The organism is Streptomyces sp. NBC_01481 (genome assembly GCF_026339995.1).
Taxonomy (GTDB): Bacteria; Actinomycetota; Actinomycetes; order Streptomycetales; family Streptomycetaceae; genus Streptomyces.
In genome coordinates, this window is sequence record NZ_JAPEPT010000004.1 from 832,914 (window position 1) to 849,901 (window position 16,988).

Genomic DNA, 16,988 nt, shown 5'->3' on the forward strand with positions numbered 1-16,988 from the left:
CGAGCACAGGACCATCGCCCTCTCGGACTTGGGCGCGGGCCCTGGCGGTCGTCACTCTGTTGGCGAAGTACGCGAGAGCCGGCACATCCTTCTCTGCGCCCTTTTTGCCGGATGCGGCGAAAGGCTCCCGCAGCCACCGCGAAATGACTCTGACAGAAACGGGCACTGCCAGGTGACCGTGCGAACTCGGCAAACCACTGGTGGCTTTCGGATTCTGGCTTGTGGTGGGCAGTTGGGTGCTTGGCTACAGGTGAGAGGTCGTTTCCTCCCGGTGTTTCATCCCAGGATCTGCGGTTGGTGGGGTTTCGGAGAGGTCGTCACCACCTTCGGTGCACGGTGGCTTTGGTGCCGGTCACCAGGCTTGCCGGTGGAACGTCATCGGCCACGACCGCGCCAGCGGCGATCACGGCATCACGGCCAATGCTGACGCCGGGCAGGATCGTGGCACCGGCACCGATCCACACGTTCTCTGCAACGTCGATGGGCGCGCCGGTGAGGTACAGCCGCCGCTCCTCGGGATCGACCGGGTGGCCGCTGGTGATGAACGTGGCCTTTGGGCCGACCATCACGCGCTCGCCTAGCCGGATACCGGCGTAGTCCAGGAACGTGCAGTTCTGGTTGATGAACACGCGCTCGGCGAGGTCGAGGTGGAGACCGTGGTCCGTGTAGAAGGGCGGATAGATCGTGACTCTCGGCGGCAGCGGCCTGCCGAGTATCTGTTCCAACAGTTCGGCCTTGCCCGCGTCGTCCTCGAAGGGCAGGACGTTCAGGCGGGAGGTGAGCTCAGTGACCCGCAGGACCCTCTCGGCCATGGCCTGGAACTCGGCGCTGTGGATGCGCATGAAACGGTCGCTGGACATGCCACGATCCTGTCTCGTGTACGTGTAACTGGACAAGATCCATTCAGAGGTCTTTCCTCCCGGCGCTTCATCCCGGAACAAGATTTTTAGGCCGGAGCGTCGGGCCGCGCCAGGAGATGGTGTCTTCGCTAGTGCCGCATCAGGCAACGTTCGCCCTGTCCTGAGTTGGTCCCTGTGCCTTGCGGTTGGTTGGGCAAGCTGGAAGGCTCTGGATTATGTCGATCTTGGTCAGGGCCGCCGAACGGGACGATGTGCCCGCGCTTGTCCGCCTGCGTCTCGCGAATGCTGAAAGGCATATCCAACTCGACCCGGCCATCTATCGCGTGCCCAACATCGAGGCAGTGCGCAGGCACTTCGCGGAGATGCTTTCGGCCGATTCCAAGGTAGTCATCCTGGTCGCCGAGGCGGTGGGTGAAGTGGTGGGCATGGTGGAGGTGGTCCTGCTGGCAGATCCCCCGGACCATCAGATCCTGGCTCCCTGCCGCGCGGCCGAGATCCACCGTCGTCCTGGACGGGCATCGCGGCGAGTGTGTGGGGTCGGCCTTGTTGATGGCGGCGGAACAAGCCGCCGCGGAGCGCGGTGTCTGGATCATCTATGCCGGCATCTTCGCGCCGAACAGCGTACACCTCCAGATCGGCGGGACGCCGTTGCCGAACACATCTCCAACCGAGACGGCTGCCGCCTGAGCCGATCTCGACAACGAACCGCGACAACAATTCAGGCCAGTTGCGCAGCTGTCGGCTCGCCAGCGGCGTCCAGCTCGAAACGAAGTCTGGGACGCCGCGGGTAGCTGCCGGACCGGGGGTGCACCTGGGGAGCCTGGGCACGACCGCGTCCTGTGCCGGCCGCCTCACGCCACGGTGCCCAAGCGCCCTGGAGCTGCTGGCTCCAGGGCGTACGTCGGGGTGTTATGCGAATTGGGCGTTCATGCGGTCGATGAACTCACCGAAGGTCTCCCTGAGTTCAGCCGTCGGCCCTCATCGTCATCGATCTCGCGAACCCACACACGCTCCGCCGTCACGCGCTGGCGAAACGTTGTCATGTAGGCGTCAGACGCGCTTCTGAAGCCGTTTCTGCCGGTGAGCAACGGGCGTTGTGGCCGATGGCGGGATCACAGGCAGGTGATCAACGGGATCCTGCACCAAGTAAGAGGGGTACGAGGACATCAGAGGTGTGTCCTCTGGCGCCCGCCTATGTCCCTATTTCACTCCTTTGGTGGGGTGTTTCTCCCCCGTCTCGTTTGTCCTGCCGTCGATGATCAACCTGCGGCATCCGGCGCCAGCACGCATCACGCTGCCCTGTTGAGTCTTCGCCGCCCAGGTCAAGCGATGAGTAGGAAGGGGGACTGTATGCACCTGACTCCGCATGAGCAGGAACGTCTGCTGGTCCATGTCGCGGCGGACGTTGCCCAGCGGCGCCGTGAGCGGGGGCTGCTGCTGAACTATCCCGAGGTCATGGCGCTGTTGACGGCGCACGTGTATGAGGAGGCCCGGGCCGGTGCGACGGTGGACTCGGTCATGGAGTCCGGCCGCTGTGTGCTGAAGCGCAGCGAAGTTATGGAAGGCGTCGCGGAGATGATCGCCAACGTGCAGGTCGAGGCGACGTTCCCGGACGGGACGAAGCTGGTGACCATTCACGATCCGTTCGACGAGGCGGCCGAGGACGTGGATGTCCATCCGGGCAAGCTGGAGCTTCGTCCGGACGACGAGGATTCCGCGGTGGAGTTCAACGAGGGCCAACAGCCCGTGGAACTGCTCGTGAGCAACCCGTCGGACCGCCCGATCCAGATCGGCTCCCACTATCACTTCGCCGAGGTCAACGAAGGTCTCCTCAAGGTCAACGAAGGTCTCTGCTTCGACCGGAAGGCGGCACACGGCATGCGGCTGCACATTCCGTCCGGGACCTCGGAGCGGTTCGAGCCGGGTGACGAGCGCACCGTGCGCTTGGTGCCTATCGCGGGGGACCGCATCGTCAGGGGACTTCAGGCCGGGAAGAGCGAAAAGGATGTGCACCTCGATGCGCGGCGCGACTGAATATGCGAGCCCTCTGAAGCGGTCCACGTACGCCGAGCTTTACGGCCCGACAACCGGCGACCGGGTACGGCTCGCCGACACCAACCTCGTCATCAGGATCGAGGCGGACTGGAGTGGCGGGCCCGGTCGCAGCGGCGATGAGATGGTCTTCGGCGGTGGCAAGGTGATCCGCGAGTCGATGGGCCAGTCGCACGTTCCGCGGGACGATCCCCGGACGCCGGTGGACACGGTGATCACCGGTGCGCTGATCCTGGACCACTGGGGCGTAGTGAAGGCCGACGTCGGTCTGCGCGACGGACGGATCCAGGCGATCGGCAAGGCGTACAACCCGGAGACGATGTCACCGAGGCCCAATAGTGACGAATATGCGTCGGACTTCGTCGTCGGGCCGGAGACGGAGGTGATCTCCGGCAACGGGCGGATCCTGACCGCGGGCGGCGTCGACACCCACGTGCACTTCTTGTGCCCCGAGCAGATCCACGAAGCACTCGCGTCGGGTGTGACCACGCTGATCGGCGGCGGCACCGGGCCCGCCGAGGGCAGTACCGCCACCACCGTGACGCCCGGCAAGTGGCACATCCAGCGGATGTTCGAGGCGCTGGACTCATATCCGGTCAACATCGGTCTGCTCGCCAAGGGCAGCACGGTCTCGGAGAAGGCGCTGCGCGACCAGGTCGCCGCCGGCGCCCTCGGTTTCAAGATCCACGAGGACTGGGGTGCCACGCCTGCGGTGATCGACGCGGCTCTGAGGGTGTGCGACGAGACGGGCGTTCAGGTCGCCCTGCACGCCGACTCGCTGAACGAGTCCGGGTTCGTGCGGCACACCCTCGCCGCGACCAAGGACGGCAAGGGGAAGTACCGCAGCCTGCACGTCTTCCACGTCGAAGGTGCTGGCGGCGGTCACGCACCCGACATGATCAGTCTGGTGGGCGAGCCGAGCGTGCTGCCCGCGTCGACGAATCCGACTCGGCCTTTGACGGTCAACACCGTCAAGGAGCACGTCGACATGATGATCGTGTGCCACCACCTCAATCCCGAGATCGAGGCGGACATGGCGTTCGCCGACTCCCGGATCCGGCCGTCCACCATGGCCGCCGAGGACCTGCTGCACGACATGGGCGCCATCTCGATGATGTCCTCCGACGCGCAGGCCATGGGGCGCATTGGCGAGATGATCATGCGGACCTGGCAGACCGCGCACGTCATGAAGTCCCGCTACGGACACCTCAGCGAGGACACCTCCGAGGCGGACAACTTCCGGGCCCGGCGCTACATCGCCAAGTACACGATCAACCCGGCCATCACCCACGGAATCGACGACGAGGTCGGCTCCGTGGAGACGCGCAAGCTCGCGGACCTGGTGCTGTGGGAACCCAAGTTCTTCGGTGTGAAGCCGCACATGGTCATCAAGGGCGGTCAGATCGCGTACGCGCAGGTCGGTGACGCCAACGCGTCCATTCCGACGCCGCAGCCGTTCCTGCCGCGCCCGGTGTGGGGGTTCAGCGGCCAATCTCCAAAGAACAACTCCTTCAACTTCGTGCCGGAGTTGGCCGTCGAGGGCGAGCTGTCCCAGATCGGCCTGCTCAAGCCGCTGCGCGCGATCAAGTCCACGCGCCAGGTGACCAAGGCCGACATGGTGCACAACGACGGCCGGCCGGAGATCGTCATCGACCCGGACACCTTCGACGTCACCATCGGCGGCGCCACCACCTCCGACGTACGCACCACGGTGAACGGGCAACAGATCGGACGGCACTACGCCACCGAACTGCCCATGGCCCAGCGGTACTTCCTGTTCTGATCCCGCTTTCCCGTTATCGGCTTGGCCGCGCCTTCTGGCCGGGCCGCCTGTCTCCGTGAAAGGCGGGCCTCTGCCCCCATGAGCCGTGCTGCCCTGCTCGTCCTGGCCGATGGCCGCTTTCCCGCCGGCGGGCATGCCCACTCCGGCGGTGTGGAGGCCGCCATCGCCTCTCACGGCGTGTACGACACGGCAAGTCTGGAGGCTTTTTGCCGGGGGCGCCTGCATACCGCCGGGCTGACCGCGGCCGGGCTCGCCGCCGCAGCCGCCACCGGATACGACCTTCTGATGCTGGACGAGGCTGCCGATGCCCGCACGCCCGCGCCGGCGCTGCGACAGGTCGCCCGCAGGCTCGGCCGGCAGATGCTGCGGGCGGCGCGCGCCGCCTGGCCCTCGCCCGACCTCGACCGGATCGCCCGCGTCCTGCCGCAAGGAGCGCACCAGCCGATCGTCCTCGGCCTTGCGGCCCGCGCCGCAGGCCTGACGCCGTTCGATGCCGCGCAGTGCGCCGCGTATGAGAGCGTCAGCGGGCCGGCGACCGCAGCAGTACGACTGCTGAGCCTCGACCCGTTCGACGCGACCGCCCTACTCGCGCGGCTCGCCGGTGAACTCGACGAGATCGCCCGAACCGCAGCCGCCGCGGCCGATCACCTCGTCACCGAAGGCGTCGGCGTGCTGCCCGCCGCGTCCTCACCGCTGCTGGACATCACCGGCGAGCAACACGCCGCCTGGAGCGTCCGCCTCTTCGCCTCCTGACCTGCCGCTGCCGACCTGGAGTCGCCGTGCACCTCGACCATCCCACCACCATGCCCCACCGCCACACCCACAGCGCCGATGCGCAGCACCCCGACGGCAGCCGCCGCGCACTGCGGGTCGGGCTCGGCGGGCCCGTGGGCTCGGGCAAGACCGCGACCGTCGCGGCGCTGTGCCGTGCACTGCGGAACCGGCTGTCCATCGCCGTGGTCACCAACGACATCTACACGCGCGAGGACGCCGAGTTCCTGCGCCGCGAGGCCGTGCTGCCGCCAGAACGGATCACCGCCGTGGAGACCGGCGCCTGCCCGCACACCGCGATCCGCGACGACATCTCCGCCAACCTCGAAGCGGTCGAGCAGCTGGAGCAGACACTTGGGCCGCTGGACCTGATTCTCATCGAGTCCGGAGGGGACAACCTCACCGCCACCTTCTCGCGCGGACTCGTCGACACCCAGGTGTTCGTGATCGACGTGGCCAGCGGCGACGACATCCCGCGCAAGGGCGGGCCCGGCATCACCACCGCCGACCTCCTCGTGGTCAACAAAACTGACCTCGCGCCGTATGTCGGTGCCGACCTGGACACCATGGCAGCCGATGCGAAGAAGCAGCGCGGCATGCTGCCGGTCGCCTTCACCAGCCTCGCCTCGGCCGACGGGATCCGTCCCGTCGCCGACTGGGTCACTGGGCGTCTGGCCGCGTGGCGCGCCGGGGCCGCCGCGTGACCGGCGCCACGCAACTGCCGGCCACGACACGGGCGCCGGCCGGCCACCGGCCGGGAACTGCTGCAGAAGACGAGGCGGACAACGGGCGGGCAGACGAGACGCCCTCCGCGGTTCAGGCGCACACGCCCGGCACCCACCCCAGTGCCCAGAGCCGCCCACCCGAGGACCACACGTCCGTCCTCCACCCCACCGGCGTCCACGCCACAGCCCGTATCCGTGCCGCCCACAACGGCCGCACCACAACGCTCCCGCTCCTGCACAACGACGGTCCCTTCCACCTGCGCCGGCTGCGAGCCCGCGCCGGGCGGGCACGGGTCAGCGTGATCGGGGCAATGAGCGCACCGCTCGGCGGGGACCGCCTCGAACTCGACATCGCGGCCGAGGCGCGATCCGAGCTCGAGGTGACCACTGCCGCCGCCACCATCGCCCTGCGCGGCTCCACCACCGCCCCCGCCACCTACGACGTTCGACTCACCGTCGGCGAGAACGCATCCCTGAACTGGCTGCCACAGCCGTTGATCAGCACCCGAGGCAGCACCCTGCACCAGTCCTACACGGTGGAACTCGCCTCCACCTCCCGCCTGCTGCTGCGGGAAGAACAACTCCTCGGCCGCACAGCCGAGCCCCCCGGTCATCTCTCCACCCGCCTGACCGTGCGGCGCGACGGTCAACTGCTCCTCGACCAGCACACCACCTACGGTGACCCGGCACCGGCCTGGGACGGCCCCGCAGTCCTGGGCGGCCACCGCGCCACCGGACAACTCCTCGCCGTTTACCCTGAGCTAACCGCAGATCAAAAGCCATGTGTCATCGGTGACGACCCGGTGGAGGGATGCGCCGTCCTCACCCCTCTCGCCAACGGGCCGGGAATGCTCGCTACCGCCGTCGCACACACACCGGCTCACCTGCGCCGCCTCCTCGACACGGCCCTCGCACACGCCCTGATCGCGCAAGCATGAGCGGCCGATCCTGGACGGTGCTGCCCGGCGCGCGCCCGACCTCGAAGCCGGCCCGCTGGGCAGCACCAGCTTTCTGATCCGGCTGAATCTGCAGGGGGAGTCAGGGGAGGCATTGGCCGCCCGCGAGGTTGCGGCACCCCGGGGTCTGGTCGCGGCCCCGGGCTGCCTCTCCAGCGCGTCGTGCGGCCCGTCAGCGAGCCCAGGCGCGCAGCTGGGCGGCTACCTCGCGCAGGGTGAGGGTGCCGTTTCGAAGGCCTTTGACCAGTTGGTTCATGCCGCCGGCGGGGGGTTTGACGGGCTCGCCTGATTCGCGCAGGTAGCGGACGGCGAGGGCGCTGCCGACAAGACCGTTGTAGTCGGTCAGCGGGGTGGTAGCCACGAACATCTGCAGGAGGACCGCGGCGCGGACGGGGGTTTCGACGTAGAAGGGGTCGCCTGCGTGCAGCTCGTATCCGTGCCGGTACACGGCGGCGGCGAGGGCGCCCCAGTCGTCGATGCCGACTTCGCGCCCGGTGTTCTCCTCGAACTGCTGGAGGGCTTCCTCGATCCAGCGGGCATCCACGCGGAGAATCAACGCTTACCCAGCGGCACGTCCGCGTCGGTGTCCCGGAGCCGGGAGGCGTGGACACCGAGCTGGGCTCGCACAACAAGCCCGAAATCCAGGGCGCGATGATCACGCCCTTCTACGAGACGACCGAGGTCCTCGCCCCCGAGGACATCGCCGACGGCGTCGCCTACATGGTCACCCGGCCCCGCCATGCCGCCATCGGCGAGCTGTGGATCATGCCCACCGACCAGGCATGACCGCGTATCCGCCGAGGCAACTCCATTGGCGACAGCACGCATCATCACCACACCGCACCGGGTGCCGGGTCCGGTGCCTGAAAGGGAATCCCTCATGAGCAAGGTCATTTTCGTCACCGGTGCCGGACGCGGTCTGGGCACTGACATCGCCCGCGAGGCCCTCACGCGGGCCATCAGGTCGTCGCCACCGGCCGCCGCCCCGAGGAGGTCGAGAAGGCCCTGGGCGGACCGCAGGACAGCCTGCTGGTCACCAAGCTGGACGTCACCAGCCTGGACGACCCCCAGACAGCCGGGCAGGCAGCGGTCGACCGCTTCGGCCGCATCGACGTCCTGGTCAACAACGCCGGAAACTTCTTCGCCGGCTACTTCGAGGAGATCACGCCCGCGCAGATGCGCCAGCAGATCGAGACCAACCTCTTCGGTCCCATGAACGTCACCCGCGCCATCCTGCCCATCATGCGGGGGCAGCGCGACGGCCACATCATCACCCTCTCCTCGTCGGCCGGACTGATCGGCCAGGAGTTCTGCGTCGCCTACACCGCCTCCAAGTTCGGCGTCGAGGGCTGGATGGAGTCACTGCGCTACGACGTCGAGCCGTACAACATCCGCACCACGGTCGTGGAGCCTGGCTTCTTCCGTACCGAGCTGCTCGTGGACGCCTCCACCACCTGGCCCGAGCCGACCATCGACGACTACGCCGAACGCACCACCGCGACGATCGAAGCCTGGAAGAGCATGAACGGTCAGCAGACCGGCGACCCCGCCAAGCTCGCCCGCGCCCTGCTGGCCATCGCCGACCAGCAGCAGCCACCGCTGCGCTTCGTCGCCGGCGCCAACGCCATTGAGGGTGTGAAGGCCAAGGCCCAGGAACTGCTGGCGCAGGCCGAGGCATCCCGCGCGCTGGGCGGCAACCTGGCTTACGACAACACCAGCGTCTGAAGACCGGCACCCGGACGCGAACCCCTCCGGATCGGCGGCACGCTGGCTGCGGATGGGAGCTGGCACACCACACGTGCCAACCCGCTCGCGAACCCATGACCTGTCACAACCCGCGAGCAGGTTCCCTGTTGTAGCGATCCAGGAATCCGCCAACCTATCCTGGCCCATGCCTTCACCGGGACCCGGCTGGCGACGTGGGCGGCGGTGAAGGAGCCGGCGCTGGTCGTGGCGCAGTGGTCGGCGCGCACTGCGAGCGCATAGTCGAAGCCGAGCCGCCGGGGTCTTGCGACGCAGGTCGCGCCCGCCGTACACCTCGTCGCCGGTCAGCCAGCGCGCAGCGATGTCCCACGCTCGACAGCCCAACCGCCGACTTCTGGTACGTGTGCGACGGCAAGATCCAGGAATTCAACTGCCACCCCGGATCACCACCGCTCAGCAGCCGCGCACTTCCCTGCGCTCTTCTCCCCGGTGGTGACGACGCGTCGGCTAGCAAAGCCGGCAAGGACGGGCTGCCGCGGCGAGGGCGGCTCGGTCCTCCTGCTGCTGCACAGTCACGGGCTGTTGTGCCATGGGCTGCGATACCGCGGGCTGCGGCGCCGTCTCTGGCCGCGCGGGCACGGCACCGGACAGTTCCTGGCGCGGGACCCGGATGGTGGTGATCGCGATGAGCAGGCCGAGCAGCCCGATCCCCGCGGCGACCAGGAACGCACGGGAAAAGCCGACCGTCAGCGCGTGGTCGTAGATGGACGCAGGCGGGGGCGTGCCCGGCTTCGGCAGCGGCCGGCCCGCCTGCGCGACCTGAGTCCTGACGCTGTCCGCAGTGGTCGTCCAGGCGACGGTGCCGAGCAGAGCGAGCCCGATTGCGCCGCCGACCTGCTGAGCGGCGTTGAGCAAGCTGGAGGCGACACCGGAGTCCTGCTCGGCCACGTCGTGCAGGGCGACCAGGGCCAGCGGGACGAACACCAGGCCGAGCCCGAACGAGCTGACGAGCATCGGGCCGAGCAGCTGGCCGGCGTAGCCGGCGTGCTCGGTCAGCATGGAGAACCAGAACATCCCGCCCGCGACCGCGGCGGTGCCGGCCACGATCAGCGGCCGTGAGCCGAACCGCGGCACCAGCTGCGAGGCCAGCGCGGAGGCGATCACGACCCCGATGGCGAACGCCAGGTAAGCGATGCCCGTCCGGATCGCGCTGTAGCCGAGGACGTTCTGTATGAAGAGGGTGAGGAAGAAGAACAAGCCGAAGAGCCCTGTGGAGACGCACAGCATGATCAGGTAGGCACCCGACCTGTTGCGGTCGGCGAGTACCCGCATCGGAAGCAGCGGGTGCGAGCTACGCCTCTCGACCAGCACGAACGATACGAGAAGCACCACGGACGCGGCCAGCGACGCCACCACCTGCGCATCACCCCAGTGCGATACCCCGTCGGGCCCCGTGGCGGCCTTGGACAGGCCGTAGACCAGCAGCGCGACGCCGCCGGTGCCGGTGATCGCGCCGGCCACGTCGATGCGGCCCGGCCGGCGGGGCGATTCGGTCAGCATGCGCGGCGCCGCGGCCGCCACCAGGATCCCGATCGGGACATTGACGAACATCACCCACCGCCACGACGCGTAGGTCGTCAGTATGCCGCCCAGCAGCAGGCCCACCGCGCTGCCGGCGCCGGCCATCGCCGCGTAGACGCCGAACGCCCTGTTGCGTGCCCCGCCTTCGGGGAAGTTGGTGGTGATCAGCGCCAGCGCGGTCGGCGCGATCACCGCGCCGCCGACTCCCTGTACCGCCCTCGCGGTGAGCAGCCACGACTGGCTGGTGGCGAACCCGCCGAGCAGCGACGCTGCGGAGAACAGGAGCAGGCCGAAGACGAACATCCGCCGCCGGCCGAGGATGTCGCCGGCGCGGCCGCCGAGCAGGAGCAGGCCGCCGAAGGTGACCGCGTAGGCGTTCACCACCCACTCCAGGCCGCTGCCGGAGAAGCCGAGCGCCTGCTGGATGTCCGGGAGGGCAACGTTCACGATGGTCGCGTCGAGCACGACCATGAGCTGGGCGGTGGCGATGACCAGCAGAGCCAGGCCGAGGCGGTGGTCCCGGCCGCCGGCCGGGGCGGAGGGTGAGGCCGCACGCCCAGACTCGGATCGCTCCGACCGGGTGGTGGGCGCGTAGTCGGGTGGGTCGGAGGCGCTGCCCGCGCCGGAGGCTGGCGAGGTCACGGTATCTCCCCTGGATCTCGGAGCACGTCCCTGGCGGCCGTGCGAGCGTTCGCTACGGGCCCAGGCTTGCCGCCAGGCGGGTGAGATGCCGTCACCCGATCCCGGTGATTGCGAGGCTGCGGCTGATCCGGGGTTCGCGCGCAGTCGTCATCAGGTGCGCGCTAGCCTGGTACCGACGGGAAGGTGCCGGGGCTGGGTGACCGGTGCCAGGGTGTCGGGCGTGGATAGAAGGCGGGCCTTTAACGGTGCCTCCAGCAGCTCCCCGGCTGATCGACCGGGATGATCTCGTCGCTGCCCTGGATCGCGCGGCGGCGGGCAAGGTGACGGTCATCTCGGCTCCGGCCGGCAGCGGGAAGACATCTCTGCTGCGCGCCTGGGCCGACCGGCCGGGTCAGCCACGTCGGCTCGCCCTCGTGCAGGTGCCGCGCGGCCAGCAAGACGCCCAGCAGTTTTGGCTGGCCCTGCTCGGTGCGGTTCGTTACGCCGTCGGCGCGGACGGCGGTGCGGACAGCGGCGAGGCACGGCCGGCAGCGACACCCGACTTCGACGCGTCGGCGATGGTCGACCGGGTGTTGTCGGAGCTGGCCGACGCCCACGGCGGCGTCACGCTGGTCATCGATGATCTCCACGAGCTGCTGTCGCCAGAGGCCCCCACTGAGCTCACCCGGCTGCTGACCAGCCTTCCCCCGCAGGCACACGCGATACTGACCATGCGTCACGATGTCCGGCTGCGGCTGCACCGGCTGCGCCTGACGGGCGAGCTCGCCGAGATCCGCGCGGCGGACCTGCGTTTCTCCGAGCGCGAAGCCCGCGAACTGCTCGACGCCTCGGGCATCGCGCTCTCCGACTCCGGAGCGGCGCTGCTGCACCGGCGGACCGAAGGGTGGGCCGCGGGCCTGCGGCTGGCGGCGCTTTCCCTGGTCGGTCATCCCGACCCCGAGCGGTTCGTCGCGGAGTTCTCCGGCAGCGACCGCACGATCGCCGAGTACCTGATCGCCGAGATGCTCGAACGCCAGCCCCCCGACGTCCAGGATCTGCTGCTGCGCACCTCCCTGCTGGATCGGGTCAACGGCGAGCTGGCCGACCTGCTGACCGGCCGCCCGAGTTCGGAACAGGTCCTGCTGAGTCTCGAAGACGCGAACGCGTTCGTCGAATCGCTCAACCCCGAGCGCACCTGGTTCCGCTACCACCACCTGTTCGCGGATCTCCTGCGGCTGGAGTTGCGCCGGACGCTGCCCGAAGAAGTACCCGCGCTGCACCGGCGGGCCGCCGGATGGTTCACCTTGCAGGGCCAGGTGGCCGAGGCCGTCCGGCACACCCAGGCGGCCGGCGCCTGGGCTGACGCGGCCCTGCTCCTGGCGGACCATGCGTTCAGCCTGACGCTCGACGGGCAGGCGCAGACCATGCAGGCGCTGGTGCGGGCCTTCCCGCCGGGCGAGGACCGCCCCGAGCTGGCCCTCGTGCGCGCGATGGGTGACCTGGTCCAGGGGCGCCTGGACGAGGCGGCCGCGCATCTGGCGGTCGCCGAGACGTACGCCGCGACGACGACGTCGGAGCGCCGGCGCCGCCTCGGGGTGGCGATCGCGTCCCTGCAGCTGTCACTGGCCAGACGGCGAGGTCACCTGGCCGGCGTCGTCGAGAACGTCAGGTTCCTCGACTCCCCGGTATCAGGGCAGTCCGACGAGGACATTGCCTTGGACAGCGACCTGCGCGCGGTGGCGCTGATGAATCTGGGGACGGCCGAGGCGTGGTCGCTGGGGTTGCCAGACGCCGTACGCCACCTCCGGGAGGGCGCCGTGCTGGCCCGGGAGATCGGCCGGCCGTACCTGGAAGTCGGCTGCCTCGCGCAGCTCAGTTTCGCGTATATCTTCCATAGTGCTGATATGCCGAAGATCGATGCGTTCGCCACGACCCAGCGACGGTGCCGCGAGGCGATAGAGCTCGCCGAACGGTACGGCTGGGGCACGGAACCGGTGATCGCACCCGCGCTGATGACGCTCGCCGGCACGATGGTGTGGCTGGGTGAGTTCGACGAGGGCGAGCGGTGGTTGCGGCGCACCGAACGGGCTCTGCGAACAGACACCGGGCCCGACATCAGGCTGCTGCTGCACCAGACGGCCGCGATGCTGCACGCCGGTCGCGGCCGCCGCCGCGAGGCGCTCGAGGAGTTCGGCGCGGCCGAACACCTGGTATCGCGCTTGGAGGGATCGTGGGCGCTGGCGAGCCAGATGACCGGCTGGCTGCTCGCCACGCAAGCCCGCCTCGGGCTGCCCGGCGAAGCCCGCTCCGCCCTCGCGGCGCTCGATGACGAGCGGGCCGGCTCCGGTGAGATCCATAACGCCCGCGCGGCGATCTGCCTCACGCAAGGCGATCCGGCAGGAGCCCTGGATGCGTTGCACGATGTTCTCGGCGGCACGGCACCGGTCCTCGGTTACGTCACGGTCCTCGAGGCGCACCTGCTCGCCGGGCTCGCCCATCGTGAACTCGGTGACCAGCACGCGGCGAACCAGGCCGCGGAACAGGCGCTGGCCATGGCGGAGTCCGACCGGCTGGTCCTGCCGTTCGCGATGACCGGCTCAGCAGACCTGCTCGAGGCGCTGCCCCGGCACCAGACCGCGCACGCCGCGCTGCTCGCCGACATCCTCGACGTCCTCCACGGCTCATCCCCGGCAGCCGAAGAACACTCCGCGCAGCCGCCGGCGGAGGAGCTCAGCCCGACCGAACTCAGGGTGCTGCGTTTTCTGCCGACCAACCTGTCCCGGCCCGAGATCGCCAGCGAACTCTCCGTCTCGCCGAACACCGTCAGCACGCACCTGCGCAGCATCTACACCAAGCTCCAGGTCCGTGACCGGTCCTCGGCCGTGAAACGCGCCAGAGAACTGCGGCTGCTGGCCGGCCGCCGCACGCGCTAGCCCGGCCGCCACCGGATCCCGGTGATGCGGGGTCACCTGCCCGCGCTCGACCATGGCGCCATGGACTCGGCACCCGCCCCGTACATCATCCGGATCGACGGGCATCTCGGCGCCACCATGCTGTCGGCGTTTCCGGCGCTGGTGCCGCAGCGTCGCGGCCCGCACACCCTGCTCACCGGCCTGCTGGACCGGTCGGCGCTGTACGGCGTGCTGGCCGAGATCGAGGCGCTCGGCCTGGACCTGCTGGAGATCCAAAAGCTCACCCCGGACCGCCCGGACCGCCCGGACCGCAAATCGCCGGCACCAGGTGACCGCCGCTCACCTTGACGGCCACTACCTTCGGGCGCACTCGATCAGCCAGTTGGCTGCTGGCACATCCCAGTGCGGGGCGCGATCTGCATCACGGAGGACCAGCCGTGAGCACGACTGCCACCCCTGACCGCTTCGCCACGCTGCCAGATGAGCATGCGCTGGCGTCGACTGTTGCGGCGCTGGAGGAACACGGATTCAGTGTCCACGATCGAGTGGATCGAACGCCGAAGTGCGCGGGTTCGCTGAATCTTGGAGGCCCAGGTAGGCGAACTCGCACGTGGATGCGACCTGGCCAACCGGCCCTGTACAGGTTCGGGCGGTTCGGCGGTGGTCGAAGCTTGACCTTCGAGTCGACTTAACGTCAGCGGTCTGACGACACGTGGACGCGTGGCGGGACGCCCCGGTCGCCTGCACGCTCGGCGCCCTGGCCGAGTAGCGCGAGGAGATCGACGACGGGCTGCGGCTGTCCTCCCACCGGACGCCGAGCGCGCCAGGCAGCTCGTGGTGCTCGCCGCGGCCGAACAGGGCTGCTGCGCGTTCCTTCGACCTCACCCCGTACCTGGCCCCCGATGCCCTCAGCTGAGCGTGATCGCGCCCGAGAGCACCGCCGGGATGGTGGCTGATTTGTTTGGAGTCCCCCCATTCTGATCTCTCGTCACGGACGGATTACCACGGCCTTCGCATACGTGCCTCGCCATCGCGACCCCAGCGTTCGCGCCCACGTGGTGGACGGTCGCCGCGGAGCGCGTCGGCTCCTCCCGCGCGGACGCGCAGAACCGGCCGGGCGGTCAGGATGGTTGGGGGGCCTCGGTGACGAGGGTGTAGAGCTCGACGACGACGGCGTCCTTGCAGTGGGCGATGTCCATTCCGCTCACGACGGGCGGTTGGCCCGAAGGGCCGTACCGGAAGGCGAGGTGACCGAGGTCGTCGTTGACCGAGACGGGGCCATGCGGCTGAAAGACCCAGTCCGGGGTCTGCTCCCGCAGCTCCGCGGCGCGGTGCGCGAGAGCCTCGCGCCCGCGGACGATGCGGTCGGGCTCGTGCCAGACGACGTCCTCGGCGTAGGTCTCCGCGATGGCCGCTGCGCGGCGTTCGGGGTCGGGTTCGTTGAAGACGTCGAGGAGGTTGCGGCGCATCAGGTCGGCGACGGTGTTGCCCATGAGGGTCCTCCGGGTCGTGGCGTTGCTGGGGTCGCTGTTCAGGCAGGGCGGTTCGGGGGCGGGAACTCCCGGGCCAGCTCATTGCGTGACGTCTCGTCGAGCCGTACCGACGCGATGGTGAGGTTCTCGGCCAGGTGCGTGCGGGTGCGGGTGCCGGGGATGAGCAGGATGTTGGGTGCGAGGTCGAGCAGCCAGGCGAGGGCGAGCTGCGCCGGGGTGGCCCGCAGCCGCTTGCCGAGGTCGGCGAGGACGGGGCTGGAGAGGATCCGGTTCCGGATGCCGCGCGGCCACCCGAGGGGGCAGAAGGGCACGAACGCAATCCCTCTGCTCGTGCACTCCTGGAGTACGTCGAGGGAGCGCTGGTCCGCGAGGTTGAACAGGTTCTGGACGCAAGAGATCTGCGTCTGCTCGGCGGCCCGCAGCAGGTGTTCCCGCGAGATGTTGCTGAGGCCGATCCCGTCGATCAGGCCCTGGTCGCGGGCCCGGGCGAGCTCCGCCAGCTGGGCGTCGAAGCGCTTGCCCGGCGCGGTCGTTGCGTCGACGATGCGGAGGTTCACCGCGGCCAGCCGGTCGACGCCGAGCGTGGTGAGGTTCTCCTCGATGCCCTCGCGCAGCTGGAGCGGTTCGTCGTAGGGCAGGACGGCGCCGTTCTCGTTGCGCCGGGCGGCGACCTTGCTGACGATGGCCAGGTCATCCGGGTAGGGGTGCAGCGCCTCGCGGATCAGTTCGTTGACGACGCCGGGGCCGTAGTACTGCGCGGTGTCGATGTGGTTGACGCCCCCGGCGACCGCGGCGCGCAGCACGCGCAGTGCCTCGTCGCGGTCGCGGGGCGGGCCGAAGACGTTGTCGCCGGCCAGTTGCATCGCGCCGTATCCGATCCGGCGCACCTGCCAGGAGCCGAGTGCGTACGTGCCTGCGGACGCGAGGGGAGGGTTCTGCTCGGGCATGGTGTCTCCAGCCGCTCAGTCGCGCAGCGTCTTCATCGCCGTGGACCACGCCTCTAGCTCGTCGAAGAGCTTGGTGACCGCGGCGTCGTGGTGCTCGACCGGCTTGAAGAGCGAGAGGTTCTCGAAGTCGGTGAACAGCGAGAAGGCCAGCTGCTGGTTGACGTGGGCGAGCTGGACCGCGCTGGCGATGGTGCGCAGGTGCTCGGCGGCCCGGATGCCGCCGACGGTGCCGTAGGAGACGAAGGCGGCGGCCTTGTTGTTCCACTCGGCGTAGGCGAAGTCGATTGCGTTCTTCAGCACGCCGGGGATGGAGTGGTTGTACTCCGGGGTGACGAAGACGTAGCCGTCGAACTCGGCGACCTTGGCGCCCCAGACCTTGGTGTGCTCGCCCTGGTACCGGCCCATGGACGGCGGCAGCGGCTCGTCCATGAAGGGCAGCGGCCAGTCGGCGAGGTCGACCAGCTCGTACTCGGCGGCGGTCCGGGCGCCCGCGCGGTCGATGACCCAGTCGGCGACCGCCTTGCCGTTGCGGCCGGGGCGGGTGCTGCCGAGAATCACGGCGATCTTGAGAGTGCTCATGACG

At 69.2% G+C, this 16,988-nt stretch carries 15 protein-coding genes and 2 pseudogenes; 10 read left to right on the forward strand and 7 right to left on the reverse strand.

Annotation, left to right across the window (positions count from 1 at the left end; all coding sequences use genetic code 11):
- Window positions 1-317 precede the first annotated feature (317 nt).
- Together OOK40_RS25525 and OOK40_RS25530 are read right to left on the reverse strand one after the other, a co-directional pair.
- A complete protein-coding gene (locus OOK40_RS25525; RefSeq protein ID WP_266486268.1) occupies window positions 318-860 on the reverse strand; it encodes a DapH/DapD/GlmU-related protein in 543 nt (180 codons plus the stop codon).
- Between the two features lie 128 nt (window positions 861-988).
- Window positions 989-1,453, reverse strand: coding sequence for a hypothetical protein (locus OOK40_RS25530; protein ID WP_266486271.1), 465 nt, complete (start codon window positions 1,451-1,453; stop codon window positions 989-991).
- A gap of 469 nt (window positions 1,454-1,922) precedes the next feature.
- Here OOK40_RS25530 and OOK40_RS25535 point away from each other — a divergent pair.
- The 6 genes and pseudogenes from OOK40_RS25535 to OOK40_RS25560 all read left to right on the forward strand — a co-directional run.
- Window positions 1,923-2,012, forward strand: a pseudogene (locus tag OOK40_RS25535) (IS5/IS1182 family transposase); the annotation flags it as partial.
- A gap of 198 nt (window positions 2,013-2,210) precedes the next feature.
- The gene (locus OOK40_RS25540; protein WP_266486273.1) at window positions 2,211-2,894 is read left to right on the forward strand and encodes an urease subunit gamma; all 684 of its coding nucleotides are present in this window, start codon (window positions 2,211-2,213) and stop codon (window positions 2,892-2,894) included.
- Entirely contained in the window at window positions 2,878-4,695 is a 1,818-nt protein-coding gene (locus OOK40_RS25545; RefSeq protein WP_266486275.1) for an urease subunit alpha, read from the forward strand. The genes OOK40_RS25540 and OOK40_RS25545 overlap by 17 nt, the downstream gene beginning before the upstream one ends.
- Before the next feature lie 78 nt (window positions 4,696-4,773).
- Complete coding sequence (locus OOK40_RS25550; RefSeq protein ID WP_266486279.1) at window positions 4,774-5,448, forward strand: urease accessory protein UreF; 675 nt, start codon at window positions 4,774-4,776, stop codon at window positions 5,446-5,448.
- 26 nt (window positions 5,449-5,474) lie between these two features.
- On the forward strand, window positions 5,475-6,170 hold the full coding sequence (gene ureG / locus OOK40_RS25555; protein WP_266486282.1) for an urease accessory protein UreG: 696 nt from the start codon (window positions 5,475-5,477) through the stop codon (window positions 6,168-6,170).
- Complete coding sequence (locus tag OOK40_RS25560; protein WP_266486285.1) at window positions 6,167-7,129, forward strand: urease accessory protein UreD; 963 nt, start codon at window positions 6,167-6,169, stop codon at window positions 7,127-7,129. The genes ureG and OOK40_RS25560 overlap by 4 nt, the downstream gene beginning before the upstream one ends.
- Before the next feature lie 190 nt (window positions 7,130-7,319).
- On the opposite strand, the gene OOK40_RS25565 is transcribed toward OOK40_RS25560, so the two are convergent.
- On the reverse strand, window positions 7,320-7,691 hold the full coding sequence (locus OOK40_RS25565) for a hypothetical protein (RefSeq protein ID WP_266486288.1): 372 nt from the start codon (window positions 7,689-7,691) through the stop codon (window positions 7,320-7,322).
- A 59-nt stretch (window positions 7,692-7,750) separates the two neighbouring features.
- Between OOK40_RS25565 and OOK40_RS25570 the strand changes: the two genes are divergently transcribed.
- A complete protein-coding gene (locus tag OOK40_RS25570) occupies window positions 7,751-7,933 on the forward strand; it encodes a hypothetical protein (protein WP_266486291.1) in 183 nt (60 codons plus the stop codon).
- Between the two features lie 94 nt (window positions 7,934-8,027).
- Window positions 8,028-8,872 (forward strand): annotated as a pseudogene (locus OOK40_RS25575) (SDR family oxidoreductase).
- Window positions 8,873-9,358: 486 nt separating this feature from the next.
- Here OOK40_RS25575 and OOK40_RS25580 read toward each other — a convergent pair.
- Complete coding sequence (locus OOK40_RS25580) at window positions 9,359-11,074, reverse strand: MFS transporter (protein WP_266486294.1); 1,716 nt, start codon at window positions 11,072-11,074, stop codon at window positions 9,359-9,361.
- A 245-nt stretch (window positions 11,075-11,319) separates the two neighbouring features.
- Here OOK40_RS25580 and OOK40_RS25585 point away from each other — a divergent pair, with 245 nt between their 5' ends.
- A complete protein-coding gene (locus tag OOK40_RS25585) occupies window positions 11,320-13,986 on the forward strand; it encodes a LuxR C-terminal-related transcriptional regulator (RefSeq protein ID WP_266486296.1) in 2,667 nt (888 codons plus the stop codon).
- 60 nt (window positions 13,987-14,046) lie between these two features.
- Window positions 14,047-14,313: a hypothetical protein gene (locus OOK40_RS25590; protein ID WP_266486298.1), complete on the forward strand. Its 267-nt coding sequence runs from the start codon at window positions 14,047-14,049 to the stop codon at window positions 14,311-14,313.
- 773 nt (window positions 14,314-15,086) lie between these two features.
- Here the strand turns inward: OOK40_RS25590 and OOK40_RS25595 are convergent.
- From OOK40_RS25595 to OOK40_RS25605, 3 genes are read right to left on the reverse strand one after another with little or no spacing between them, the layout of a single operon-like run.
- On the reverse strand, window positions 15,087-15,458 hold the full coding sequence (locus OOK40_RS25595; RefSeq protein WP_266486300.1) for a nuclear transport factor 2 family protein: 372 nt from the start codon (window positions 15,456-15,458) through the stop codon (window positions 15,087-15,089).
- Between the two features lie 38 nt (window positions 15,459-15,496).
- Window positions 15,497-16,405, reverse strand: a complete 909-nt coding sequence (locus OOK40_RS25600) for an oxidoreductase (RefSeq protein ID WP_266486303.1) — start codon at window positions 16,403-16,405, stop codon at window positions 15,497-15,499.
- A 15-nt stretch (window positions 16,406-16,420) separates the two neighbouring features.
- A complete protein-coding gene (locus OOK40_RS25605) occupies window positions 16,421-16,984 on the reverse strand; it encodes an NADPH-dependent FMN reductase (protein ID WP_266486304.1) in 564 nt (187 codons plus the stop codon).
- Window positions 16,985-16,988: the final 4 nt, after the last annotated feature.

Bases quoted from the DNA above. Each gene is read 5' to 3' on its own strand.
- OOK40_RS25600 (WP_266486303.1), bottom strand. From the start codon at position 16,405: ATGCCCGAGCAGAACCCTCCCCTCGCGTCCGCAGGCACGTACGCACTC.
- OOK40_RS25525 (WP_266486268.1), bottom strand. From the start codon at position 860: ATGTCCAGCGACCGTTTCATGCGCATCCACAGCGCCGAGTTCCAGGCC.
- OOK40_RS25590 (WP_266486298.1), top strand. From the start codon at position 14,047: ATGGACTCGGCACCCGCCCCGTACATCATCCGGATCGACGGGCATCTC.
- OOK40_RS25550 (WP_266486279.1), top strand. From the start codon at position 4,774: ATGAGCCGTGCTGCCCTGCTCGTCCTGGCCGATGGCCGCTTTCCCGCC.
- OOK40_RS25530 (WP_266486271.1), bottom strand. From the start codon at position 1,453: ATGATCCAGACACCGCGCTCCGCGGCGGCTTGTTCCGCCGCCATCAAC.
- OOK40_RS25540 (WP_266486273.1), top strand. From the start codon at position 2,211: ATGCACCTGACTCCGCATGAGCAGGAACGTCTGCTGGTCCATGTCGCG.
- OOK40_RS25595 (WP_266486300.1), bottom strand. From the start codon at position 15,458: ATGGGCAACACCGTCGCCGACCTGATGCGCCGCAACCTCCTCGACGTC.
- OOK40_RS25605 (WP_266486304.1), bottom strand. From the start codon at position 16,984: ATGAGCACTCTCAAGATCGCCGTGATTCTCGGCAGCACCCGCCCCGGC.
- OOK40_RS25545 (WP_266486275.1), top strand. From the start codon at position 2,878: ATGCGCGGCGCGACTGAATATGCGAGCCCTCTGAAGCGGTCCACGTAC.